Below are 24,346 nucleotides of genomic sequence, written 5' to 3'. Positions count from 1 at the left end.
TTTTTATCTTTCATGCTTGAATTGAGGCTGCCAGATGAAAAGTGATATTCTTACCTCAATGAGTAATGTTTACAGTAGTGAATCATAGGGCTCTTGTTATGTTTTTTATAATGAGGGTGGTACTGAGTTTGGTATGCAATGTTAGAGGTTGTAAATTAGATGGCCACTCCCATCAGTGGAGTGGCATATGAATGCTGTTGCTTTCGGATGATTGAGTTGGCAAAAATAGCTCATTCACCTGTACAGTTGAGGATCATGCTATTAGCGCGTGAAATTTATCAATATGTCACGCATAAAACTTCTCCCGGTCTCGGATGTAATCTATTAAATGAGCTATATCGCTCGGTTGATACCCTAACAAACGGCCAATACGTCGAACATGTTCTTCATCGTAGGGATTAATATTGTTTGAAACCTCTTTTTTCAGCTCTTTAGCAGTGATGTCATGGCCTGGTCTATAATAAATCCTTCCTGAACCTCCTTTATATTCAATAAATTTAAGATCCAGACATAAGGGATTCGTGATGAATTCAACAGGTATGAAATATTCAAAGATCGCAACATGTTTGAGTGCTTTGTGCATAAGAGGATACTCAATACCTTCATGTGGTTCGAGTCCAGTAGGAAGAATATATTGGTTACAGGACTTAGCCGCTGGCTTAATGGAATCCCCTTCAGCTAAAGGCCAGTCGTCAGTTTGCCCCAACTTTTGGGAGAAATGGGTAGAATAATAGCAGTCAAATCCTGAAAAAATATTACATATACTTTTAACTTTCTGCTCAGCCCCGGATCGAAAAAATACCATCCCGTATCCAGAAGATATCTGGAGTGAGTGAAGATTTATTTTTCTTGGGTTGTTTAAAAAAACCACAGGGATCATGCCTGTATAAACAGCAAAGTCCTGCTTCTTTTCGGCTATATGGACATATCTCATTTCATCAATGCTTGGGAAGTTCGTTCCATCAAGGATCTTTTGAATCATTGTTGAGTTCTCCAGTTTAAGAGTACAAGGATTTAACATTTAAGATGGAGCTTAAGCGCCCTCATTTTCTTCAAAATATTTCAAACATAAGTAATTGATTATGATATTCAGGGATATTCCTGTGACCATAATGATGTTGGTTTTATCCGGATAGACCAGGCATAACTGTCTCGCAGGGTTGTACACTGTATAAAATGTGGCAGCGAAAACCCACCCCCTTATTGCCAATCTGAACATCATTCCTCCGTAATTAATCCCCTCTTTGTCTATAAAAATCTCCCTCACCAAATGGGTGAGGGAGCGTTCAGGTCAGGTTTGTAATCAGCTCTGCCTCTATACGGGCATTTAGCCGCTTTAGCCCTAAGGCAATTCAATCATATGCTGAGTTTTGTCAGGATTTATAATTTCAATGTCGATAGACGTTGACACAATGTCAGAAAATACCATTTTCGTGTTTCTAAGTATTAATGGTTTTGTAGGTAAATCTGAAAGTGCATTCTTTTCAGATTAAATCTTTAGCTAAATTTCGCGTTTGTCTTTGTTCTTCTAATGTATCTCACCAGCTTGATACCTGAGTTCAAATAAGGTAAGTGTCTCAGGTTGCCAGTAAGAGAATGTGAAAAAATCTTGCGGGCAATATGGTGTAGGAGATGAGTTTTGCGCTCGGGATAAAGTTGATTGTGATTTCGTCACATTATGGGCGTATGTTTCATGAGCGTTGTCTGGTTGATAACAGGACAGGTGGAATGCAATGCGAGATATACAGGAAATACTGGTTCGCTGGGGAGCATGGGCGTTCAATCATCCCGAGAAGGTCATGTGGTATCGGGTTGCCGCTGGCTTCAATGGGCTTTTCCCAAAGAAGGGCACTTCCCGACCAGAATGCTGTGATGAGGATGGTCTAATCATTAGCCAGTGTATTGCTAAGCTGAGAGCGAGAAATCAGGATCTGCATGACCTGCTGGTGGACTATTACGTGCTTGGCCACAGCTTCATGAGTCTGGCGAGAATGCATCAGTGTTCAGACGGACTCATTGGAAAGAAATTGCAAAAGGCGGAAGGCATTGTTGAGGGGATGCTTGTCATGCTAGATGTGTCCCTGGAAATGGACCGGTTTGCACAGCTCACACCACTCCCTTATTCAGGTGAAACCACTTTACGTACGTAAAATTCTCAGTATTCTGTCAAAATTAAACCATCATGCACGACACCCTTAACTCAGTTGGCACAGTGTATAACCATCTTGGTCAAGCTTTGAACCCTCAAGCTATTGAGCCTGGGGCTTATCGAACATTTTCCATACCTGACCATGGAGCATTTTGACTGCTCCTTGATGATCACCTTTATCTCTCAGCATGATTAACTCACGAGTCATAGGCCGGAGAGGATGTTCACGGTTCATGTTAGAAGGCAAAATTAATTGTCTTTTGATGTCTGTTTGTAGAATCAAACTACGGGCTACGCAGCATGATTGTGCTTTATCAAGCGAGTCAGAGTAATTGAAATGTGCTGCTTCTGCGTGCTTAATCCTATGCACGTAATCGAGTTCGTCAAAATCAGGTAATAATTCCGCTTCTTCCACTTCCACTTCGAACACAGATAAAAAATCTTCCTTACGGAAAATGGCTTCTTTGTTAGCTACATAAATCGCGTAACCAACGTTATCGCTCAGATAAACGAGTCCGTTCGTTGTGGGGAACAGCGATGATTCATCATAGGTACGTATAATATCATGAAGGATTTTTCCGGAGCTGATAATGCTTTGAGAGGCACTGAGAGATGTACCGTGATAAAGGCGCATTGTTTATCCCGTTTGTTTTAGTCACTTCTTTTTACTTACGTGATACAAATCACGCAACCTTGTATCGCAAATTCAATACGTTATGCCATATGCACTTACTTATGTAGATGTTTCTTTCTCTTATTTCGGTCAGGTGGTGAGTATGTGAGAAGCCATCTGACGAGGTAGCAGAGTTTACTCGAGCAGATATAGAGATTTTCAACTGCAGCAAAACCCTAGTCATTGTAGGAAGCAGAGTAATGAACCAACTGTTACATTGCCTTTCATCTCTCAACAGACAGAAGCCTTGATTTCTTTTTAATCTCTCCTTTGACGGTAGAAGATTGGTACAGCATGGATTTGGTTTCAGTTTGAAAAGGAGAAGTCGTAGTGCAAAACAAAATGAAATACGCGATTCTCGCGTCCAGTTTGTTATTTTCCGGATGCATATCTTCAGCTGAGAGGGGCTTTGAAGAGGATAATGAGTACAACAGAAAAGCCGCAACATACAGTACAGTCAGTTCTGAAGCCGAACCTGAGCAACATGAGCACCTTACTCCCCAGTGCGCTGCCGATAAGCCCGTCAAGCAGCGTGGCTGGCCACTCACCAGGCGGTGTCAGCGTATAAAAAATCAGGCTGTTGAGCAATGTCACGGCATTCTTAACCAGCCGGGTAAAAATCATTGGGATTTTTTACGATGTAAGAATGATTTTATGATGCAACGTGGCTGTTTATGATGATTGAGGGGTTGAGGATGATTGATGTATTAAGGATTGCTCTGCCTGTTCAGGGGATGGTTTATTCACAACTTCGAGATCTCGCTTCTCTGCCACCCCTTTTAAAAGGCCTCATTTGTGAGGACCATCAGGAAAGTTTAAGTTTTGCGATAGCATCTGTGTTATATGAAGTTTACGGTAACTTGCATGACAATTTTGTCGAGCTATTACGGGGTCACATCCCTGTGCCTGAATCAAACGGTTCTGGCCATGAGAAATATGTCTGTTACATGGATAGGCTGCTAGCAGATCATTCATGGCCCACTGACAGTATCGCCAGCAGGATGATAATGGATTATGTAAACAGACCTTATTTACCTGGCATAACTGAATGCATAAGTCCTCATGCGTTTTCATCTAGCGCTGATAAATCCCTTTATATCGGTGATTTTAATCTGGCAAATGCTATCCATACCCAGATGCTTTTATCAAAGCAAGAATTTGTTAAGTCAATCTCTTCCCTTGAATCCCGAATTAGTCTCCAGGAGTCAGAATGTTACAGAACTGCAGTTGAGACGGTTCTGCTGGAAATCGATATGGTTGTAATACAACCCCTTGAAGACATCCATCCGGGGTTAAAGCTGAATCAATCTGATGATTATATTGTCAGCGTCATGTCTGAGTATTCATGGCCTGAAGATAATCTTTTGCAGCGTATGCTAAAAAACGTCCGCTAATTGGGCTGATAAGCGCATCACACATCGTCATCACCTGAACGTGAAACCACTTTACGTACGTAAAAGTTGGCGTAATCTGTCAACCATGCGGTTTCTGTGGCAGCCGACGTTATCATAGTCAGATAACGTTCAGGCTAATTTTTCTTGTCATGTACGGTCCAGCAACTACTGATATTTCTGTCTAAGCAGAAATCAGAGATTAACTTCCCAAATGCGCGATAGGTTTTGTCGAGATTCTTTTCGCTGACATGGCTACTGCTCCCATTATTACGCCAGTGACTGAAGAATACCTTGTCCCCCTCATCAATTATTTCTGCATGCTGATTCACTGGAACTGAAGGCTCTTTGGTGCTTTCAATGGAAGAAGGAATATGCTGGGCGAAGTGCCCCAGAAATTTAGATGGACGGAAGGGATTGGCTGGATCGAATGTCAGTCCTAACGCCTTACACAGATCTGAATAAGCCGATTCAGGTTTTATGACTGGAGCGACGTCATAACCCTGGCGGACATCTAGAATAAAACTGCATTTATGCCCAATCGCACCGAACAGCAGTTTATAGGGCGTGCGGTCAGTAAAAAAAAGCACATCGAAAACGACGTTATTATGACGATATTGAAATTGCGTTCGTGTGACGTTATTTGCACGCATGCTTGCGTGAAGTGAACGAAGGCCCTCTAGCTGCATATTCCACCACCTTGTGATCAGTTAGCGAAACTGCACATTATCAAATGGTGAACTGCGCATCTAGTCGAAGCCCTGACTTTTATACACCTGATCAGATGTTGATTAAACGCCGATATTAAATACCTCCTGACCGTGTGGTCCGTTAGGCTCACTCATTTTTTTCGGGTGAGCCTACACCAGCTCGATTTCAATAATGTTCATTTTTATTACTGCCTGACAGGACTAACCCCCCATGTCTGGGGAGAATTATTGGGGAAAACAATGCAAACCAATCCAAGTGGCTGGCCAGATCTGCAAGAACTGGTACAAAGCTGGTGGCGGGGTGAAACGCCTGTAGGGGCTATTCTGCTGGCCATGTTCATGGCTGTATTGCGCATAGCCTATACGGGAGGAGGCTGGAGAAGAATGATCCTTGAAGGATTATTGTGCGGTGCACTGACATTGACAGTCGCTTCCGGGCTGGCTTATCTCGACTGGCCACGCACCGCCACCATATCAATCGGCGGAGTGGTTGGATTTATCGGAGTCGATTCTCTTCGCGCCTTTATCCTGCGCTTTATCGGTAATCGTATCGGTGTGAAAGATGACAAGGAGTGAAGCCCGAGGCATACGCAACAATAATCCCGGTAATATCCGATGGGGTGATGAGTGGCGGGGACTTGTTCCTGAATCGCTGCGATCTGATAAATCGTTCTGTCAGTTCATCAGCCCTGAATATGGTATTCGCGCCATGATGATTATTCTGAACCACTATCATACTCAGCATGGCCTCAATACCATCACGGACATCATTCACCGCTGGGCACCGCCTCACGAAAGCGATACGCAGGCTTACATTGATGGTGTGTCCACTGTAACCGGTATTCCTGCTCAGCAGCATATTGATGTAACAGACGGCACGACGATGTTGAAACTCATCCGGGCCATTATTGTTCATGAAAACGGATATCAGCCATACGATGCTGCCGTCTTTAAAAGAGCGGAGGAATTAGCACATAAGTAACCTTTTGTTTCTTTTAATGTGGATCGTTTTGATGCTGACGAGCATACCAAGCCTGATTCACACCGTTCGATGGTGGAGAAAGAAGAAGGAAGGGGAAGCTGATAGTGAGTGGGTCATTTTGATGTAAATACTCTCAAAAAAAGTTAAAGATAACGAAGCCCCGAAGTGTTGACCGCACTCCGGGGCTTCTGCTTTCCAGCGTTACACAACTAACGAGGAACATAGCTGAACTATAAACGAATTCTGTTGAGGTTAACTATGAAAAATGGTCTCGAACTGGAAGCACCAGATAACCCTGAAATAACTAAAGCGGCTGCCTTCGCGATTCGTCTTATATCGATTGCTATCTTTATATGGGCTATACGCTGGTGGTGAAATGAACAAGTGTCTATCCAGCATGCCCTATATTTTTATTCTTATTCTCGGCTGGGCTACCGACCATTTCCATAATGAAATGCTCCGGGCTCAAAAGGCTGAGCGTGACGCCCGAAAAGAACAGCTGAAATCTCAGTCCGCCCTCACAAACACACTGGCAGCAGTCATGCTGTTTCAGGATTTAGCCCGGATCACGCATAAAGACAGGCGAAGTAATGATGCCGAAAGCGAGAAGCGTATTGCCCGTATCAGGAAAGAGATGCATGAAGACGCCTGTGCTCACCAGCCTGTGCCTGCCGCTGTTGCTGACCAGCTGCGCGCGCACAGAGACAGAATTAATGCCCACTCCCGTAATTCCGGTACCACCGGAATTGCTGATGGACTGTGAAATCCCTGATATTCCTGAGCACATGACTTACGGTGACAGCCTGGAGTTGAATGAAAAACTTCTTACTGTCATTGAAAACTGCAACCTGGACAAGGCCGCCATCAGAGAGATTGAGCAAAGCCGGTCCATGATAGTGAGCAAAGCCGGTCCACGAATGAGCGGACTCCTTTCTGAGCCGCGGGTCCTCCCGGTGGGGTACCTCGTCCACGAGGCGGCGGCCCCGCAGAAAACGGCTAGTTTTGCGATTTTCATAGGGACACCACCACGTGTCGTAACTAATTGAATATAAGAACTAAATCAGGTTTTGAGGTGTCCATTTCGCCAAAAGCAGGGACAGGTGGATAGCGGTTAATTACATGATATTAAAAAGGAAATCCGTAACTGAGCTGGTGTGTTGAGGTGAGGAATGTCAGACATCAGCAGAATCGGGGATGCCTATAACTGGAGTATTGCGAAAATTGCTGAAGCGTTCGGCATAGATCGCAAGACAGTCAGAAAGAAAATCATGAACGCGCAGATTGCATCCGCCGGAAACATTCGTGGAAACCCGGTCTATGCCCTCAAAGACATCGGTCCTGTTCTCTTTACTCCTGACGAAGCAGCCACACCTGAAACACTTCATGATCCCTCTCGCATGGATCCTAAATCCCGGAAGGACTGGTTTCAGTCTGAGAATGAGCGCGTAAAGCTTGAAGCTGCGCTCAGCCAGCTCGTACCTGCTAATGAAGTACATCGCGAGATGGCCATGATGGCGAAGTCTGTTTTACAGGTACTGGATACATGGCCTGACAGGCTGGAGCGCGATCGCGGATGGTCTCCGCATCAGATTTCAGAAGCACAAAGCATTGTTGATGAAATTCGGGAATCACTGGCTGCGGAGATCCGCAGTGCAGATATTATCGAAGAGAGTGAGCCATGACATACGCCTCAGCTGCTGAGATACGTCAAGACGTATCCGAACTCTTCAAGGCTCCGCATCGAATGCCGGTAGCTGATGCGGTTAAACGTTACATGCGCGTGCCTTTGGGTGGCGGCAGTTCACTCCCCTGGGATGCGACGCTGACACCCTATATTGTTGAACCCATGAACTGCCTGACGTCGCGCAATTATGACGCGGTGGTTTTTGTCGGCCCCGCGCGGACGGGTAAAACGCTGGGTCTGATTGATGGCTGGATAACCTATTCTGTGGTCTGCGACCCGGCTGATTTCCTGCTGATACAGATGACTGAAGAAAAGGCGCGCGAACATTCAAAGAAACGCCTTGAACGCACTTTTCGCTGCAGCCCTGAGCTTTATAGACGTCTCAGCCCACGCGCCAGCGATAATAATGTGCATGACCGGACTTTTCGCGCCGGCAACTACCTGAAAATTGGCTGGCCATCCGTCAATATCATGTCCTCATCCGATTATCGATATGTTGCACTCACTGACTATGACCGCTGGCCCGATGATATAGACGGAGAGGGGGATGGTTTTTCCCTGGCGTCCAAACGCACCACCACCTTTATGTCAGCTGGCATGACGCTGGTGGAGAGCTCCCCGGGCCGGGATATTTGCGATACGAAATGGAAGGCTTCGACGCCACATGAAGCACCGCCAGCAACAGGGATCCTCTCGTTATATAACCGGGGGGATCGCCGACGGTGGTACTGGCCGTGCCCGCATTGTGGGGAATATTTCCAGCCGGAAATAGCCAATATGACAGGCTATCGCGGCTATACCGATCCGGTACTGGCCAGTGAGGCTGCACGTCTGCAGTGTCCGGCCTGCTCTGAACTGATTGAACCCGATATGAAACGTGTCCTGAATAGCCGCGGCGTCTGGCTGCGTGACGGGCAGAGCATGGATCGTGAGGGGCAACTCAGCGGGAAGGCACGCCAGTCCCGGATTGCCTCTTTCTGGATGGAGGGGCCAGCGGCGGCATATCAGACATGGACTCAGCTGATTTATAAATATCTCACTGCCGAACAGGAGTATCAGGCAACAGGCAGTGAAGAAACCCTTAAAGCCGTCTTCAATACGGATTTCGGCAGGCCTTATTTTCCCCGGTCCGCCCTTGAACAACGTAAGGGAGAACATCTGGAGAGCCGGGCAGAGGATATTCCCGAGCGAACGGTTGCAGACGGGGTGAGGTTTCTTGTTGCGACCGTTGATGTGCAGGGCGGCCGGCATCGTCGTTTCGTGGTGCAGATAACCGGATACGGCTCGATGGGAGAACGATGGGTCGTTGACCGCTACAACATCCGTCATTCGTTACGCAGCGATGACCTTGGCGAAAGCCGTCCTCTCGATCCCGGCAGTTACCCTGAGGACTGGGAGCTGCTTCTCTCGGACGTGCTGTACAAAACCTGGGCGCTGGCCAGCGATCCGTCAAAACGAATGTCCCTTATGGCGATGGCTGTGGATTCGGGAGGCGAGGACGGTGTGACCGACAACGCCTATTGCTTCTGGCGAAAATGTCGTCGGGAGGGGGAAGGAAAGCGTGTTTATCTTTTCAAGGGCGACAGCCATAAGCGTGAAAAGCTGATCACCCGGACATGGCCTGACAATACCGGACGCTCAGCGCGCCGGGCAAAGGCCGCGGGGGATGTTCCGCTTTATCTGCTCCAGACCGATGCGCTCAAGGACCGGGTGAACAACGCGCTGTGGCGTGAAGCTCCGGGGCCCAATTACATTCATTTTCCGGCCTGGATCGGGAGCTGGTTTTACGACGAACTCACATATGAGGAGCGCTCGCCAGAAGGCCGGTGGCGTAAACCGGGGCGGGGAGCCAATGAAGGGTTTGACCTGCTCGTCTATGCCGATGCGCTGGTCATTCTGCATGGCTACGAAAAAGTCAAATGGCCCGATGCACCTTCATGGGCTCGTCGGGAAACCTGGCTTGAAGACAGTGATACAGACAACACTCTGGAAAGTGCGTCTCCGCCACTGAAAGCCCGTACCCGCAAATCCTCATCAGGCCCGACTCCCGACATGACCAACAATCCCTGGATTACAAACGGAGGCTGGATATGAACCAGAGCGATGTGGAAGCCATGATCCGCTATTACACCGAGGCAGAGGTTGCCGTACTGAGCGGCAAAACCATCATGCTGAACGGGCAGTCCATGACGATGGAGAATCTGACAGACATTCGAAAGGGACGGCAGGAGTGGGAGCGCCGCCTGGCCGGATACCTTAAAAAACACTGTGGTCAGACGGGATATCGTTTAGCGAGGTTCTGATGTCATTCCTGGATAATGCAATCGGTGTTTTTTCGCCGTCGTGGAAGGCTGCCAGGCTGCGTGCCCGCATGCAGATCCGCGCCTACGAAGCCGCGCTTCCCACCCGCACCCACAAGGCCAGACGCGAAACACGCTCCGCCAACCAGCTCAGTCAGGCCGGGGCGGTTTCCCTTCGTCAGCAGGCCCGGGCGCTGGATGCGAATCATGACCTGGTGATTGGCATACTGGACAAGCTGGAAGAGCGTGTTATCGGCGCAAAAGGCATCATCGTTGACCCGCATCCGCTGCTGAAAGACGGCCGTGTGGCCACGGAGCTGGTGAAAACCATACGCAAAAAATGGGGTGAATGGTCACTGCGGCCTGATGTCACCGGCGAGTTTTCCCGGCCAGTACTGGAGCGTCTGATGCTGCGCACCTGGCTCAGAGACGGAGAGGTTTTTGCTCAGCTGGTGAGCGGCCATGGTGCCGGACTCAGGGCAGATGGCGGCGTACCTTTCTGGCTTGAAGCACTTGAGCCAGATTTCGTGACCATGAACTCCGAGCCTGCCGCCGGGCTCATCCAGGGCGTCTGGCTGAACGAGTGGGGTAAGCCGCTTAAGTATCAGGTCTATAAAAATCTCCCCGTCAGCGGTTTGCTCTCTGATACCAAAGAGGTGTCTTCTGACGCCATGCTGCATCTTAAATTTGCACGGCGTCTGCACCAGGTGAGGGGCATTACCATCCTGTCCGGTGTGATGATCCGCCTGAGCGCACTAAAAGATTATGAAGAAAGCGAAATGGTGGCCGCGCGCATCGCCGCTGCTCTGGGGATGTACATCAAAAAAGGTGACGGGCAGGACTATTCAGAAAGCCTGAGTGGCAGCAGTGAGCGTGAACTGACTATTCAGCCGGGCATGTTGTATGACGATCTCCGGCAGGGTGAAGAGATTGGCATGATCAAGTCAGACCGGCCCAACACCAACCTTGAAACATTCCGGAACGGGCAGCTGCGTGCCGTGGCTGCCGGTACACGTCTGAGCTTTTCGAGCACAGCCCGCAATTACAACGGCACATACAGCGCGCAGCGGCAGGAGCTGGTGGAGTCTACGGACGGATATCTCATTCTGCAGGACTGTTTTATTGCTGCTGTCACCCGGCCGGTTTATCGCGCATGGCTGAAGCAGGCGCTTGCAGCGGGTGTGATTAAGCCACCCGTAGATATCGAACTTTCCACATTGTATGACGCCATTTACTCGGGACCGGGTATGCCCTGGATCGACCCTGTGAAAGAGGCGACTGCCTGGAAGATTCAGATACGGGGTGGGGCGGCAACCGAATCCGACTGGGCACGGGCATGCGGGCGCAACCCTGATGAGGTTAAACGTCGCCGCAAAGCGGAAGTCGATGAAAACCAGAAAGAGGGGCTGGTGTTTGACACTGACCCGGCAAACGACAAAGGAGTCAGCAGTGACCGAGAAAGTAAAGCAGATAAGCCAGCGTCAGGCGACACAGGTGAAGAAGACTGAATCCTGGTTCCGGATGGCTGCACGGGGCGAAACTGAGGCAGAAATTTATATCTATGACGAAATCGGTTTTCAGGGGGTGTCGGCAAAACAGTTTATCAGCGACCTCCAGGCACTCGGCGAGATTAAACACATCAACCTTCATATCAATTCGCCGGGTGGCAGCATTTTTGAAGGGATCGCCATTTTTAACGCACTCAAATATCACCCTGCTGCCATTACGGTTCATGTCGACGGCGTGGCCGCGTCGATGGCCTCCGTCATCGCCATGGTCGGTAATCCGGTCATCATGCCGGCCAACAGTTTCATGATGATCCATAAACCCTGGGCGGTCGCGGGCGGTGATGCCGATGACATGCGTGATTTCGCTGAGCTACTGGATAAAACAGAAGCTGTGCTCATCCCGGCTTATGCCGCCAAAACAGGGCTGGCCCATGAGGTTATCGCCGGGATGCTGAAAGAAGAGACCTGGATGGACGGAACCCAGTGCGTCTCACTGGGCTTCGCTGACCAGCTGGCGCCCGTCGTTCAGGCAATGGCCCGCATTGATTCAAAACGTATCGAGGAGTACGAAAAAATGCCAGAAAACCTTCGCAATATGCTGACGCCGCCGCAGAACAGCCTGACGCATGATCCTGCTCCACCTCAGGCAGGTGTGAACGAAGCGGGTTTACGTGAACAGTTCATTGAAGAACAGCGTGTCCGCGCACGGGCGCTCAGTGACCTGTTTGGGATGTTCGGTGATAAATACAGTGCCCTGCAGGCAGCCTGCATCGCGGATCCGACGTGCACGCTTGAGCTGGCACGCGAGAAGCTGCTGACGCAGATGGGCAAAGACAGCACGCCGTCTAACAAATCAGCCGCACCTCACATCTATGCCGGAAACGGGAATTTTACCGGTGACGGCATCCGGCAGGCCATCATGGCGCGGGCCGGGTATGAGCCACTCCAGCCGGATAACCCTTACAACGGCATGACGCTTCGTGAACATGCGCGCCTGTCGCTGACCGAACGGGGCTTCGGTGTGGCCAGTTATAACCCGGTGCAGATCGTCGGGCTGGCGTTTACGCACAGCACGTCCGATTATGGCAATATCATGCTGGATGTGTCCTACAAATCCCTTCTACAGGGCTGGGAAGAGGCGCCTGAGACGTTCGGTGAGTGGACCAAAAAGGGACAGCTTTCCGATTTCAAAATCGCGCACCGTGTGGGTTTGGGCGGTTTTCCCTCCCTGCGTCAGGTCCGCGAGGGGGCGGAATACAAATACGTCACGACGTCAGACAAGCAGGCCACGATTGCTCTGGCCACTTACGGTGAGCTGTTCAGCATCACGCGCCAGGCCATTATCAATGATGACCTGAGCATGCTGACCGATGTCCCCATGAAGCTGGGCCGCGCCGCAAAAGCTACCGTGGCGGATCTGGTTTACGCCATTCTGACCACTAACCCGAATCTTTCCACCGATAATGTGCCGTTGTTTGACAGCGCGCGTCATGCCAACGTGCTGAAAGCAGCGGCAATGGACGTGGCGTCTCTGGACAAAGCCCGCCAGATGATGCGCCGTCAGAAAGAAGGCGAACGCCATCTCAACATCCGCCCGGCTTTTGTGCTGGTACCGACGGCCATGGAGTCCACTGCCAGCCAGGTCATCCGCTCAACGTCTGTTAAAGGCGCCGACATCAACGCCGGTATCATTAACCCCGTGCAGAATTTCGCGACGGTGATTGCCGAACCGCGTCTGGACGACGCCAGCCAGAGCACGTTCTATCTGGCTGCCGCAAAGGGCTCGGACACGATTGAGGTGGCTTACCTCAACGGTGTTGATACGCCATTTATTGACCAGACGGAAGGCTTTACTGCTGATGGTGTCACCACCAAAGTGCGTATTGATGCCGGCGTTGCGCCGATTGACTATCGTGGTCTGGTGCAGTGCGTTGCCTGATATGTCGTAAAAAATCTGAATGCCCGAAAGGGCTTTTTTTATGCCTGAAATCCGGTCATCAGGAACCGTGAAGGAGAAGAAGCATGGCAAAAAATTATTTGCAGGATGGTAAGACGCTGACGTTCATTGCGGACGAAGACTATAAAAGCGGCGATATGGTGCATGTGGGGGATCGTATCGTTATTGCCGTAACCGATACCCCGAAAGGTTGCGCCGGAACTGGCCTGGCGGAAGGCGTCTTCACCTTGCCGAAAAAAGCAGATGTCTCTGTGCAGATCGGCAAGCCTGTTTATGAGCAGGGCCATCAGGTGGTAGCCAGCAAGACCGAGGGGGCCGTGCCCTTAGGTACCGCCTGGGAAAATGCCGACAGTAAGGCGGCCGTAGTGGCCGTTAAGCTTTTTGGCTAGCCCGTTTTTCCGTCTGACTGACAGGATGGACGATGTCACCGCACGCCGGTTCGGTCAGGCCGTGGTGATTAATGGACGAACGATATGCGCAGCTGAACATGCCTTTACGGCTGACATGGGACCACTGTCCGGAGAGGGCGTGTCGTTAATTGTCTTCGACCGGGCTTATCAGCCCGAACGACATGATCGGGTTGAATGGCAGGAGAAACACTGGCGGGTAACCCGCTGGCAGTTTTACAACGGCAAGCCGCAAATCTGGCTTGAGGAGGATAAACGTGCAGGGACTGAAACAGGCACTGAATAACCTGCATGAGCTCGATCGTCAGCTCGTGCCCCGCGCGCTGGCGCAGGCGGTGAACCGTGTAGCCCGTCGCGTCATTACGCGCTGCACACGCGAGGTTGCAAAGGAGACGAGCGTTCCCCAGAAGCTGGTCAGGCAGCGTGTCCGGCTACGCCCGGCCATGCCCGGCCATGCTGAGCCGACCGCGCGACTGGTCGTTAACCGCGGGGATTTGCCAGCTATCAATCTGGGCACGGCCCGTCTGCAGCTGTCCCGGCGAAAAACAGTGTCCGGCCGGCACGGCAGCGTGCTGAAAATCGGGCGGTTTACTTTCCGGAATGCATTTATACAGCAACTGGCTAACGGCCGCTGGCATGTACTGCAGCGCACCGGCCGCAGTCGCTACCCGGTTCAGGTTGTAAAAATCCCGCTGTCCGGACCGCTGACGGAGAGCTATCAGAAACAAAGCCGGCAGCTGCTGGAAACGGATATGCAGGCTGAACTGGCCGCCGCGCTAAAATACCAGCTGAGGCTGTACCTGAGGAGGAGGTTATGAAAAAACATGCTGAAATCAGGCGCACCCTCACGGATGCGCTTAAGTCCCACATCAGCGGGGCGGCCTTTCATGATGGCCGCCCCGTTTTTATTGATGAAAAAGAACTGCCCGCCGTAGCCGTTTATCTGTCAGACGCCCGCTACAGCGGTAACTATCTGGATGCAGAAGCCTGGCAGGCCACGCTGCATATCGAGCTATTCCTACGGGCAACCCAACCGGATACGGCACTGGATGAGTGGGTTGAACGCCATATTCTTCCGGCGCTCGTTAATGTGCCGGCACTTTCATCCATGATCGATACGCTCACGCCGCAGAGTTATGACTGGCAGCGGGACAGTGAAATGGCGAGCTGGGGTTCAGCCGATCTGACTTATCTCATTACCTATCAGATGTAAGGAGCCACTATGGTGACACCTAATCCTCTTGCATCAGTCAAAGGTGCAGGAACCACCCTACTGATTTTCATCGGCAGTGGCGATGCCACCGCTAAACCGCTGGACGATAACGGCTGGACGCGACTGGCTCAGATCCGCGAGCTGCAACCAGGCGAAATCAGCGCAGAGAGTTACGACGACACATGGCTGGACGATCCGGATGCCGACTGGAAAGCCACAGCGCAGGGCGAGAAGTCGGCAGGCGAAGCCAGTATTACGCTTGCGTGGAAACCCGGCGAGCAGGGGCAGAAGGATTTACTGAGCTGGTTTCACAGCGGGGAGGTTCGCTATTACAAAATTCGCTATCCAAACGGCACGGTTGATCTGTTCCGGGGTTGGGTCAGCAGCCTCGGCAAGACTATTCCTGCAAAAGAAGTCATTACGCGAACCATCAAAGTCACAAATAGCGGCCGGCCGGTTCTGGCTGAAGAGATACCGGTAAAACCAGCCCCTGGCCCTGATAATACCCCCCATGGAGGTGAACGCTGATGTTTCTGGAAAAAACAGTTTTTTATTACGGTTTTGAGCAGGCCGAACTGTACGAACTCACGGCATTACAGCGCGCTGAATACTTTGAATGTATTGCCAGACTGCTGGCTGAGAGTGAGCAAAATACAACGGAAGCCGGTAAAGGGGCCGCACTGGTACGGCTCAATACTGAGTCCAATGCCTGGCTTGTCTCCCGGGCGCGCTGGAACGGTAACCGCGAAGCGGATGTGGAGGAGATTTATCACCAGATCTTGTCCGAATGGCCTGAAAAAGCGCTGTCTCAGGCAGCCGAGAAGGTGATGATGCTCAGCGGTCTCGACGTCGATGTGAAGGCAGAAGAACAGCGGGAATATGAGGCAGCGGAGGGCCCGGAAGTAAAGCAGTCGGCCGGGAGCTGAAATTTATCATGTGTCTGGCCCACGAGTTTCAGCGCCCGGACTGGCACCGCATGCTGAGCGAGATGACGTCATCTGAGCTGTCCGACTGGCAGCGCTATTTCTCGCATACGCCTTTCAGCCACCGTCTGCTGGATGCTGAATTTGCTGCACTCAGCAGTACGCTGGTTGCGCTCAAGGCAGGTGACTGCACATTAAAGGCCGAAGATTTCAGCCTGCTCGCACCATCGGGACCCGATGAACGCATGACTGATGACATGCTGATGGCTATGGCAGAATCCATGGGAGGAGAACGGCATGTCCCAGCAGATTGCTGACCTCGTCGTAAACCTTGGTGCTGAAACCACCCGTTTTCATGAACAGATGGGGCGGGTCGAGCGGCAGCTGAAAAATGCGGGTCAGCAGGCCGGGCGCACCGCGAAGCAGGTTTCTTCCGCCTCACGCGCTGAAGTGCTGGCCTCCCAGGCAAAAGCCCGTTTTCTCAGCCAGCTGAAAGCGCAGCTGGCCACACAGCGACTTTCACGTGAAGAGCTTTTGAGAACGCGTGCGGCACAGCTGGGACTGGGTGATGCGGCAGATATTTATATCCGTAAGCTGGAATCGGCGCGTCAGACGACGCATTCGCTGGGCCTCGAGAGCGCGGCGGCGCGACGCGAACTTGGTGTTTTACTTGGTGAAGTGGCCAGGGGTAATTTTGGTGCGCTTCGTGGTTCCGGTATTACGCTCGCCAACAATGCCGGGTGGATTGAGAAGCTGATGACCCTGCGCGGCCTGGGCGTGGCAGGCGTTGTTGGTGGTATTGCCGCCGCTGTCTGGGGGCTGGGCAGGGCGTGGTATCAGGGCAGCCAGGAAGCGGAAGCATTCAATAAAGCCCTGATCCTGACCGGTCACTATGCCGCCCACACAACCTCAGCGCTGCAGGTGATGAGCCGGACTCTGAAGGGAAACGGTATCACTCAGCATGAAGCCGCAGACGTACTGGCAGAGGTTACTGGCTCAGGTTTGTTCAGCGAGCAGCACATCAGGCAGGTCGCTGATGTTGCGGCCCGTCTTAAAGCCGTAACCGGTCAGGCCACAGAAGAAACTATCCGGCAGTTTGCACGGCTTCAGGACACACCTGTGGCTGCCGTTCGCGAGCTGGATAAATCCCTGCACTTACTGACGGAAGCCGAGCTGGAAAACATCACCCGTCTGGCTGAACAGGGGCGTGAAACGGATGCGGCAGCGCTGGCCATGGATCGCTATGCGCAAGCCATGCGAACCCGAAGTAACGAGGTCACGCAGAGTCTGGGGACGCTTGAGAAAACCTGGAAATGGCTGGGGGAGACGGCTGCGGGTGCCTGGGATGTCATGCTGGGCATCGGACGGGAGCGATCGCTTGAAGAGCAGATTGCTGCTTTAAAGGAGAAACTGAACGCGGGTGGAAAGGGTCTGGGCAAAGCCTGGATACCTGTCATGCAACGGGACAGGGACAGGCTTTCCCGGCTGGAAGACCAAAAGTTTCAGCGTGATCTGAAGGCCGCCCGGGATAAAGCAGAGCAGGATGCGGAAATCCGTAAGAAGCGCCGTTTCGATGCTGACCAGAGCCTGAAAAAGCAGTACGAAACGGAAGAGGAAAAACATCAGCGCGCGCTGTCAGTTATCCGCCATTCATGGGCATCCCGTGAGGTTAAAGAGGAGGCGATGCGCCGTGAAAAACAGCGCTATGACACGCTTGTCGCAGGCCGCCGAAAACGGCGGGACGCACATCAGCCGTCGGCGGCTGCCCTCGCAGGCGAAAAGGCGCAGGCCGACATGCTGGCGCTGCAGGCCCGGCTTCATGCACTGAAAACACATCAGGAAGCCGGTATTGTCAGCCAGCAGCGCAAAGACCTCTGGGCTTCTCAGGCTAAATTCCATGTTCTGGAAGCGGCGGCACAGAAGCGTCAGCTGAGTCGTGAGGAAAAATCCCTGATTACTGCCAAAGCCAGCGTCCTGCTTCAGCAGGAAAAACTGGCCGTGCTGGGGGATGAAGTTGCGCTTCAGGAACGCATGAATCAGCTTCAGGCGCAGGCTGGAAAATTTACGGAGCAGCAGCGCACGCGGCAGGCGGAAATTGCGGCGCTTGAACACGGCCTGTCGGCCCGGGAGGCGCGGCAGCATGCCAGCGTTGTCCGGCTCAGTGCCACGTATTCAGAGGCACCAGACGTTCTGTCAGCGGTGCTGAAGGCGCAGCAAAAGACCTGGCAGGCTGAAGAAAAGCTCCGGGCTGACTGGCTGGCGGGCGCAAAAAGCGGGTGGGCTGAATACCGTGATGCGGCACTTGATGCAAACAGTCGGATAAAAGAGGTTTCCTCACGTGCGCTGGACGGATTGAGTACGCAGCTGAGCACCCTGCTGACGGAGGGGAAGGCCGGTTTTCGCGACTTTACCCGGTCAGTATTGAGCATGCTCACCCAGGTGCTGGTGAAAATGACGTTGGTGAAAGGCGTGGATATCTTCTCCGACCTGCTTAAACAGCAGGCGCTGTCATTTCACGCGCAGGGGGGCGTCTTTCATTCACGGGGGCTTCGTGCTTTCAGCGGAACGGTGGTGCGTACGCCGACACTGTTTGCGTTTGCCCACGGCGCTGGCGTCATGGGGGAAGCCGGACCGGAGGGCATTTTTCCCCTGCGTCGTGGTGCCGACGGCAAGCTTGGCGTGGTGGCAAGAATGACGGGCGCTGGCATGAATTACGCACCTACCTTTAACGTAACCATTCACAACGATGGCCGCAACGGGCAGCTCGGGCCGGAGGCCGCCAGAACGATGTACGAGCTGGGGCGCCAGGGCGCGAAGGATTTCTTCCTGCAGCAGCAGCGTGACGGCGGCATGATGAGCGGAGGCCGTGCCTGATGAAAACCTTTAGCTGGAAAGTCAGGCCGGGCATGCGCACGGAGCGTGAGCCGCGCGTGCAGACTATCCGCTTTGGTGACGGGTATGAGCAGCGGCGCGCGGATGGCATAAATGGCGTGCAAAGCCGCTATAGCATCATGCTGTCGGGACCGCACGCGACTATGCAGGCTGTAGATGACTTTCTCTCGCAACACGGTGGCGTCAGTGCATTTTTATGGCAGCCGCCAGGCCAGTCAGCACCCGCGATCTTCGTCTGCCGACGCTGGTCAGCAGTGAGAATGGCAAAGCGTACGGAAATAACCGGCGAATTTGAACGGGTTCCGGCATGAGGTAGCCTGAATGAATACGATCCCTGCTCATACACTGAGCGAACTTATCCGGACAGCGTCGTCTGCCCGAATCGACCTCTGGGAAGCCGATCTGTCGGCAACCGGCGGTCAGCGTTATTTCTTCTGCAACGAGCAGAACGAATACGGTAAATCGGTTGTCTGGCAAAAGCGTCGATACCGGCCATATCCCGTCAGAATGGAAGAGAGCAGTATGAGCGGCAGGGGGGCGGCAGCACGGCCGTCGCTCGTGGTCTCCAATCTGTATGGCATTGTGACGGGTCTGGCCGAAGCGTATCAGAGCCTCGTGGGTGCAACGGTCACTCGCCGTTCAGTCTGCGCCCGCTTTCTGGACGCGGTAAATTTCAGGCTCGGTAATCCGGACGCGGATCCGCAGCAGGAAGTCGTCAGTCGTTATGTTATCGAGCAGCTGGCGGAACTCACGTCTCTGACGGCCCGGTTTATCCTGGCCGTGCCGACGGAAACCGACGGACTGATGTGTCCCGGGCGCATTATGCTGGCTGACCTCTGCCCCTGGGCATACCGCTCCGCAGAGTGCGGTTACGCCGGGCCGGCTGTCGCAGACAGCAATGGCCAGCCGGTGACAGACATTGTCCAGGATCACTGCGGCAACTGTGCGGCAGGTTGCCGTCTACGGCATAACATCAGGCGCTTTGGCGGGTTTCTGTCGATTGAGACGTGTTCTGCGTAATGACATACACATTCAGTGCCGTAACACGCGAACGCCTGACGAAAGCGATCCTGTGTCATGCCCGCGCTTGTCACCCGGAGGAGTGCTGTGGCCTGATCATCCGGACACCGGTCGGTCATCAGTATCTCCCCTGCATTAACGCGTCCGCTGACCCCTGTCAGCACTTTCTGATCGCGCCTGAAGATTACCTGAGTGCCTCTGCCGCCGGCACGATTATCGCGCTGGTTCACAGCCATCCTGATGGGCCACCTGAACTGAGTCCTGCGGACAAAGCCGCAATGACGCACAGCGCCTGCAGCTGGTGGCTGGTGTGTGAAGGCCAAATTTATTGTTTTGGAGCGGAAGATGAAAATGAGCACAGCCTCCCCTGAAACCGCCCGGTCCGTCCGGGTGTGCCTGTATGGCAATCTTGCCCGGTTTGGCAGGCGTATTGATCTGCATGTGATGACGGCGGCAGAGGCGCTGCATGCGCTGGTGATGCAGTCCGGTGAGTTCAGACGCCAGTTTCGTGAAGGTCTTTATCAGGTACGTATCGCCGGCAGCGATCTTGATACTGGCAACCTGCATGCCCGTCTGCATGAAAAACTTCCGGCCGGTGCCGTTGTTCATCTGGTTCCCCGTCTGCAAGGGGCTTCACGGCGGGGGCTGCTTCAGCTGTTTGCGGGAGCTGCGCTCATTGCGGCGTCATTTATCCCTGGCCTGAACGCTTTCGCCTGGACTTTGGGGGCGACGACGCTTTCGCTGAGTGGGGCCGCATTTTCTCTGGGGGCCAGCCTGATGCTGGGCGGCGCAGCGCAGTTACTGGCACCCCGGCCAGCAACCGCTGATGATCTAAACCGAAAAAGCTCATGGTTTTCTGGTACAGAAAACATGATGGCCCAGGGCACACCGGTACCGGTCCTGTATGGGGAAATGCGAGTGGGGTCACGCGTGATTTCTCAGGAGATCGCCACCCGGGATTTGAGTGGGGAGGGTAAGACAATTGTTATTGGCCATTAATCGGGAGACAGAAAAGGGTGCATCCCTGATCATTTCCCGCAGGATGAATTCATGAGCATCTTCCATCATCACGATAAAACGCCACATGACAAATCTGACAATCTACGCTCATCTCAGGTTCTGAGTGTCATCGATATTATCAGCGAGGGGCCCATTGCGGGCCCAGTCAGCGGCCTGAAGAGTGTATTAGTTAACGGCACCCCTGTGCTGGGAACGGACGGACAGGTAAACATACAGGGCGTGAACATGCATTTTCATGCCGGAACCGCTGAACAGCCACCGCTGAGCGGATTTGAGTCATCAGCCCGGGAAAAGCTGATTAATGCTGACATCACCGCGCAGTATGCCGTCACCCGCACGGTGGATGGAAAAGAAACCGACCGGCTTCGCCTAACGCTGGGCGTTCACCAGCTTTTCTCGGTCAACAAAAAAGGCGAAACGCAGGATACATCGGTTAACCTGCAGATTCATATTCGGCATCCTGCAGGCTGGAAAACAGAAAAAGACATCACCGTGAAGGGTTGTACGCATGAGCCGTATGCGTTTTCAGTCGTTCTTGAAGACCTGCCAACACCTCCCTTTGATGTTCGTGTACAACGCGTGACGACGGACAGTACCGATAACCACCTGTTCAATAAAACCTTCTGGTCTTCTTATACAGAAATCACCGATATCCGGCAGTGCTATCCCTGCACGGCGGTCGTGGGGCTGAAGATTGATTCAGAAAAATCAGGCAACCAGCGGGCACAGCGTAGTTATCAGATGCGAGGACGACTGGTAAAGGTGCCTGTTACCTACGATCCCTTGACGCGAAGCTATGCCAGCGATCGCTGGAACGGCGATTTTAAGGAAGCCTGGACGGACAACCCGGCATGGTGTCTGTATGACCTGCTGACACACCCGCGTTATGGTCTGGGCAGGCGGATGGGCATTGCCGATGTCGATAAGTGGGCGCTGTTTAACATTGCACGATACTGTGATGAAAGCGTTGGCGACGGGTATGGCGGACAGGAGCCGCGTATCCGCTGCAACGCCTGGCTCACGCAGCAGCGAAAGACGTTTGATGCCATCAGTGATTTCTGCGCCATGATGCGCTGCATGCCCGTATGGAACGGCCAGCGGCTGACATTTATTCCGGATGCGCCCTCAGACACTGTCTGGACTTACACCAATGCCAGCGTGGCCGGTGGCCAGTTTCACTACAGCTTCAGCGCACTGAAGGACCGTCACAACGCGATCGAGGTGAGCTTTATTGATCCCCATAATAACTGGCAGCCGTCGGTTGAGCTGGTGGAAGACCGTGAGGCCATAAAACGCTACGGGCGAAACCTGCTGAAAGTCGATGCGTTTGGTTGTACCAGTCGGGGGCAGGCACACCGTCACGGATTATGGATTATTGAGACCGAATTGCTGGAAACCCAGACCGTCGATTTTTGTGTGGGGGCTGAAGGGCTGCGTCATATCCCTGGTGATATCTTCGAAATTTGCGACAACGATTATGCCGGGACCGCAACCGGTGGCCGGATCATTGCCGCAGAGCCTGAGAAAAAACTACTCAGGCTTGACCGCCCTGTGTCTCTTCCAGGAAAGGGGCGCGCCACGCTGAATCTGATAAGCGAGACCGGACAGCCTGTGACCGTCAGCGTGACCGGTCATCCCGAACCTGACTGTGTCGAAGTGGACAGCATGCCTGAAGGCATAATGTCATTAAGCGTCTGGGGACTGAAACTGCCGGGTCTGCGGCAGCGCCTGTTTCGCTGCGTGGCCATTCGTGAAAGCGAAAACGGCGGCTATGCCGTGACTGCGCTTCAGCACTGTCCGGAAAAGCAAGCGCGGGTGGACGAAGGCAGGCGCTTTTCAGAACCCCCGGCCAGCGAGCACGGCATGTTACCGCCCGCTGTCCGGCATCTTCATGTCAGCGTCAGCGCCTCATCCGGCCACATTCATGCCATCGCCCGATGGGAAATCCTGCGCACCCTCAGCAGCGCGCGATTTGACATCCGGGTCACGCGCGGCGATGACGCTTCGGGTAACCTTGTGTTCAGTCACAGGGTGGACAAGCCTGAATGTACGTTCACGCTCCCTGACCCCGGGGGCTACAGGGTGTCCGTCTGGTCTCTTAATGAGGCCGGGCAGAAAAGTGAACCGGTTATGACCGGCATTACGGTTGCCGCACCAGAGCCTCCCGTGTCCGTTGACGTGACACCAGGCTATTTCCAGGTAACGCTGGTACCGCATCAGGCCGTTTATGACGCCACCGTCCGTTATGAATTTTATTTTGCCACTCACAAAATTTCGAATTCCGCCGATGTGGAAACTCAGGCGCAGTATCTCGGGGAGGGCACCAGCTGGATAAAAGACGGGTTAAAGCATGATAGGAATTATTACTTCTATGTGCGAAGCGTGAATCCGTTGGGTAAATCGGACTACCTTGAGAAAATCGCACGTGCCAGCGAAGATGCCGATGGCTACCTGGAATTCTTTAAAGACAAAATTACCGACACTCACCTGGGAAAAGATTTACTTCAGAAAATGACGGTGCTCGGTAAGGGCGCGTCGAAAATCGAGGAAATCAGTAAGAGCTGGACTGATACGCAGGGACATCTTAATTCCTTGTGGTCAGTGAAGATGCAGCAGCTAAGAGACGGTAAGTACTGCCTGGCGGGCTTCGGCATGGGGATTGAGGAAAAGCCTGACGGAATGCAGAGCCAGATTTTAATGGCCGCGGATCGCGTGGCGTTCGTCAATCCCCGGAACGGTAATCACTCTCCCGCCCTGGTGATTGAGGACGACCGGATATTCTTTGATGAAGCCCTTATCAAAAAACTGCAGGCGGTCAGCATTACCGGCAGCGGTACGCCGCCCGCGTTTGAGCTGACACCTGAAGGAAAGCTTACGGCAAAAAAAGCGGACATCAGTGGAACGATCCGTGCGTTAAAGGGGGAGCTGGATAATGTACTCATTAAGGACACCTGCACCATTGATGGGACGCTGGATGCGAAGCACATTACCGGGGATATTTACAACGCACAGTCTGGCGGGATTGATTTGCCGTCCGGCAAATTCAGCTGGTCAGACACCGGTGGATGGCACGTCATCTTTCACATTGCGGGCGAAAACTTTGATCGCATTCTGGATACAAACCTGACCGTGACGGCTGAATGCCGGAGACAGAGGCAGCAATTTCATCTTCTTTTAAGTAGCGAGGGTGAAGAAAAACATCTCTGTAAGGCCGATACGGGAAATAAGGGGCGGCTGCCGGGCATGAATTTCAGGCTACAGGGCATCAGACTGCCAGCGATTGGCCGTGGTAAGCAGCATGCACTGATGATGAAGATTGGCGATTCTTACCGCTCATCATCGGTATACTGCAAGCCGCCAGCAGGCGAGGTACCCCGCTTCGCTGTATATCGGGCGGGAAATGCTTTTATCACAAGCGGAAGCGTGTAATAAAAGATACAGACACAAAAAAGCCCGCTTGCGCGGGCTTTTTTGTCGCTCAGGAGCCGGGGCTCTTTTGCGTATCTCGGTTTGTCCG

Annotated in this window: 27 protein-coding genes and 1 pseudogene; 25 read left to right on the top strand and 3 right to left on the bottom strand. The window is 52.7% G+C overall.

All coding sequences use genetic code 11. The annotated features are described in order from the left end of the window. Nucleotides 1–286: 286 nt before the first annotated feature. On the bottom strand, nt 287–982 hold the full coding sequence (locus ACIP6T_RS11005) for a hypothetical protein (RefSeq protein ID WP_400456905.1): 696 nt from the start codon (nt 980–982) through the stop codon (nt 287–289). 751 nt (nt 983–1,733) lie between these two features. Here ACIP6T_RS11005 and ACIP6T_RS11000 point away from each other — a divergent pair. After that, the gene (locus tag ACIP6T_RS11000) at nt 1,734–2,150 is read left to right on the top strand and encodes an antiterminator Q family protein (protein WP_400456903.1); all 417 of its coding nucleotides are present in this window, start codon (nt 1,734–1,736) and stop codon (nt 2,148–2,150) included. A 99-nt stretch (nt 2,151–2,249) separates the two neighbouring features. Here the strand turns inward: ACIP6T_RS11000 and ACIP6T_RS10995 are convergent, their stop codons facing one another. After that, nucleotides 2,250–2,783 carry a hypothetical protein gene (locus ACIP6T_RS10995; RefSeq protein WP_400456902.1) on the bottom strand — a complete coding sequence of 178 codons (534 nt, stop codon included), beginning with the start codon at nt 2,781–2,783 and terminating at the stop codon, nt 2,250–2,252. Nucleotides 2,784–3,152: 369 nt separating this feature from the next. Between ACIP6T_RS10995 and ACIP6T_RS10990 the strand changes: the two genes are divergently transcribed. Both ACIP6T_RS10990 and ACIP6T_RS10985 read left to right on the top strand, forming a co-directional pair. After that, entirely contained in the window at nt 3,153–3,500 is a 348-nt protein-coding gene (locus tag ACIP6T_RS10990) for a hypothetical protein (RefSeq protein WP_400456900.1), read from the top strand. A 17-nt stretch (nt 3,501–3,517) separates the two neighbouring features. Further along, nucleotides 3,518–4,216 carry a hypothetical protein gene (locus ACIP6T_RS10985; protein WP_400456898.1) on the top strand — a complete coding sequence of 233 codons (699 nt, stop codon included), beginning with the start codon at nt 3,518–3,520 and terminating at the stop codon, nt 4,214–4,216. A gap of 134 nt (nt 4,217–4,350) precedes the next feature. Here ACIP6T_RS10985 and ACIP6T_RS10980 read toward each other — a convergent pair whose 3' ends face one another. After that, complete coding sequence (locus ACIP6T_RS10980; RefSeq protein WP_400456897.1) at nt 4,351–4,902, bottom strand: DUF6037 family protein; 552 nt, start codon at nt 4,900–4,902, stop codon at nt 4,351–4,353. A gap of 261 nt (nt 4,903–5,163) precedes the next feature. Here ACIP6T_RS10980 and ACIP6T_RS10975 point away from each other — a divergent pair, with 261 nt between their 5' ends. The 22 genes and pseudogenes from ACIP6T_RS10975 (at nt 5,164) to ACIP6T_RS10870 (ending at nt 24,258) form a co-directional block, all read left to right on the top strand. Continuing rightward, nucleotides 5,164–5,499 (top strand): phage holin, lambda family, encoded by a 336-nt coding sequence (locus tag ACIP6T_RS10975; RefSeq protein WP_400456895.1) that lies wholly within the window; start codon nt 5,164–5,166, stop codon nt 5,497–5,499. Continuing rightward, nucleotides 5,486–5,905: a structural protein gene (locus tag ACIP6T_RS10970; protein ID WP_400456893.1), complete on the top strand. Its 420-nt coding sequence runs from the start codon at nt 5,486–5,488 to the stop codon at nt 5,903–5,905. Before ACIP6T_RS10975 ends, ACIP6T_RS10970 begins: the two co-directional genes overlap by 14 nt. A 376-nt stretch (nt 5,906–6,281) precedes the next feature. Beyond that, nucleotides 6,282–6,668: a hypothetical protein gene (locus tag ACIP6T_RS10965; protein WP_400456891.1), complete on the top strand. Its 387-nt coding sequence runs from the start codon at nt 6,282–6,284 to the stop codon at nt 6,666–6,668. Then, on the top strand, nt 6,658–6,951 hold the full coding sequence (locus ACIP6T_RS10960) for a hypothetical protein (protein ID WP_400456889.1): 294 nt from the start codon (nt 6,658–6,660) through the stop codon (nt 6,949–6,951). The genes ACIP6T_RS10965 and ACIP6T_RS10960 overlap by 11 nt, the downstream gene beginning before the upstream one ends. A 123-nt stretch (nt 6,952–7,074) precedes the next feature. After that, on the top strand, nt 7,075–7,587 hold the full coding sequence (locus tag ACIP6T_RS10955) for a DUF1441 family protein (protein WP_097118648.1): 513 nt from the start codon (nt 7,075–7,077) through the stop codon (nt 7,585–7,587). Further along, complete coding sequence (locus ACIP6T_RS10950; protein WP_400456886.1) at nt 7,584–9,683, top strand: phage terminase large subunit family protein; 2,100 nt, start codon at nt 7,584–7,586, stop codon at nt 9,681–9,683. The genes ACIP6T_RS10955 and ACIP6T_RS10950 overlap by 4 nt, the downstream gene beginning before the upstream one ends. Continuing rightward, a complete protein-coding gene (locus tag ACIP6T_RS10945; RefSeq protein WP_097118646.1) occupies nt 9,680–9,892 on the top strand; it encodes a hypothetical protein in 213 nt (70 codons plus the stop codon). Before ACIP6T_RS10950 ends, ACIP6T_RS10945 begins: the two co-directional genes overlap by 4 nt. Then, complete coding sequence (locus tag ACIP6T_RS10940; RefSeq protein ID WP_400456883.1) at nt 9,892–11,397, top strand: phage portal protein; 1,506 nt, start codon at nt 9,892–9,894, stop codon at nt 11,395–11,397. The genes ACIP6T_RS10945 and ACIP6T_RS10940 overlap by 1 nt, the downstream gene beginning before the upstream one ends. 13 nt (nt 11,398–11,410) lie before the next feature. After that, nucleotides 11,411–13,336 (top strand): ClpP-like prohead protease/major capsid protein fusion protein, encoded by a 1,926-nt coding sequence (locus tag ACIP6T_RS10935; RefSeq protein ID WP_400457129.1) that lies wholly within the window; start codon nt 11,411–11,413, stop codon nt 13,334–13,336. Nucleotides 13,337–13,419: 83 nt separating this feature from the next. After that, the gene (locus ACIP6T_RS10930) at nt 13,420–13,743 is read left to right on the top strand and encodes a DUF2190 family protein (RefSeq protein ID WP_400456881.1); all 324 of its coding nucleotides are present in this window, start codon (nt 13,420–13,422) and stop codon (nt 13,741–13,743) included. Next, nucleotides 13,736–14,047 (top strand): hypothetical protein, encoded by a 312-nt coding sequence (locus ACIP6T_RS10925; RefSeq protein WP_097118642.1) that lies wholly within the window; start codon nt 13,736–13,738, stop codon nt 14,045–14,047. Before ACIP6T_RS10930 ends, ACIP6T_RS10925 begins: the two co-directional genes overlap by 8 nt. Beyond that, nucleotides 14,013–14,579 (top strand): phage tail protein, encoded by a 567-nt coding sequence (locus ACIP6T_RS10920; protein ID WP_400457127.1) that lies wholly within the window; start codon nt 14,013–14,015, stop codon nt 14,577–14,579. The genes ACIP6T_RS10925 and ACIP6T_RS10920 overlap by 35 nt, the downstream gene beginning before the upstream one ends. Further along, nucleotides 14,576–14,974, top strand: coding sequence for a phage tail terminator protein (gpU, locus tag ACIP6T_RS10915; RefSeq protein WP_400456879.1), 399 nt, complete (start codon nt 14,576–14,578; stop codon nt 14,972–14,974). Before ACIP6T_RS10920 ends, gpU begins: the two co-directional genes overlap by 4 nt. Before the next feature lie 9 nt (nt 14,975–14,983). After that, nucleotides 14,984–15,484 (top strand): annotated as a pseudogene (locus ACIP6T_RS10910) (phage tail tube protein); the annotation flags it as partial. Between the two features lie 17 nt (nt 15,485–15,501). Further along, nucleotides 15,502–15,900, top strand: coding sequence for a phage tail assembly chaperone G (gene gpG / locus ACIP6T_RS10905; RefSeq protein WP_400456877.1), 399 nt, complete (start codon nt 15,502–15,504; stop codon nt 15,898–15,900). 8 nt (nt 15,901–15,908) lie between these two features. Further along, entirely contained in the window at nt 15,909–16,214 is a 306-nt protein-coding gene (locus tag ACIP6T_RS10900) for a phage tail assembly protein T (protein ID WP_400456875.1), read from the top strand. Further along, nucleotides 16,195–18,771 (top strand): phage tail tape measure protein, encoded by a 2,577-nt coding sequence (locus ACIP6T_RS10895; RefSeq protein ID WP_400456873.1) that lies wholly within the window; start codon nt 16,195–16,197, stop codon nt 18,769–18,771. The genes ACIP6T_RS10900 and ACIP6T_RS10895 overlap by 20 nt, the downstream gene beginning before the upstream one ends. Then, nucleotides 18,771–19,100 carry a phage tail protein gene (locus ACIP6T_RS10890; protein WP_400456871.1) on the top strand — a complete coding sequence of 110 codons (330 nt, stop codon included), beginning with the start codon at nt 18,771–18,773 and terminating at the stop codon, nt 19,098–19,100. The genes ACIP6T_RS10895 and ACIP6T_RS10890 overlap by 1 nt, the downstream gene beginning before the upstream one ends. 10 nt (nt 19,101–19,110) lie before the next feature. Continuing rightward, nucleotides 19,111–19,809: a phage minor tail protein L gene (locus ACIP6T_RS10885; RefSeq protein ID WP_097118634.1), complete on the top strand. Its 699-nt coding sequence runs from the start codon at nt 19,111–19,113 to the stop codon at nt 19,807–19,809. Continuing rightward, entirely contained in the window at nt 19,809–20,180 is a 372-nt protein-coding gene (locus ACIP6T_RS10880; RefSeq protein ID WP_400456868.1) for a C40 family peptidase, read from the top strand. Before ACIP6T_RS10885 ends, ACIP6T_RS10880 begins: the two co-directional genes overlap by 1 nt. Further along, nucleotides 20,155–20,808: a tail assembly protein gene (locus tag ACIP6T_RS10875; RefSeq protein WP_400456866.1), complete on the top strand. Its 654-nt coding sequence runs from the start codon at nt 20,155–20,157 to the stop codon at nt 20,806–20,808. Before ACIP6T_RS10880 ends, ACIP6T_RS10875 begins: the two co-directional genes overlap by 26 nt. Nucleotides 20,809–20,859: 51 nt before the next feature. Next, entirely contained in the window at nt 20,860–24,258 is a 3,399-nt protein-coding gene (locus ACIP6T_RS10870; RefSeq protein ID WP_400456864.1) for a phage tail protein, read from the top strand. Nucleotides 24,259–24,346: the final 88 nt, after the last annotated feature.

Source organism: Pantoea sp. NPDC088449 (assembly GCF_044753225.1).
In the GTDB taxonomy this organism is placed as follows: Bacteria; Pseudomonadota; Gammaproteobacteria; order Enterobacterales; family Enterobacteriaceae; genus Pantoea; species Pantoea floridensis.
Note: the sequence above shows the minus strand (reverse complement) of the source record. Positions and strands in the feature narration are given on the sequence as shown.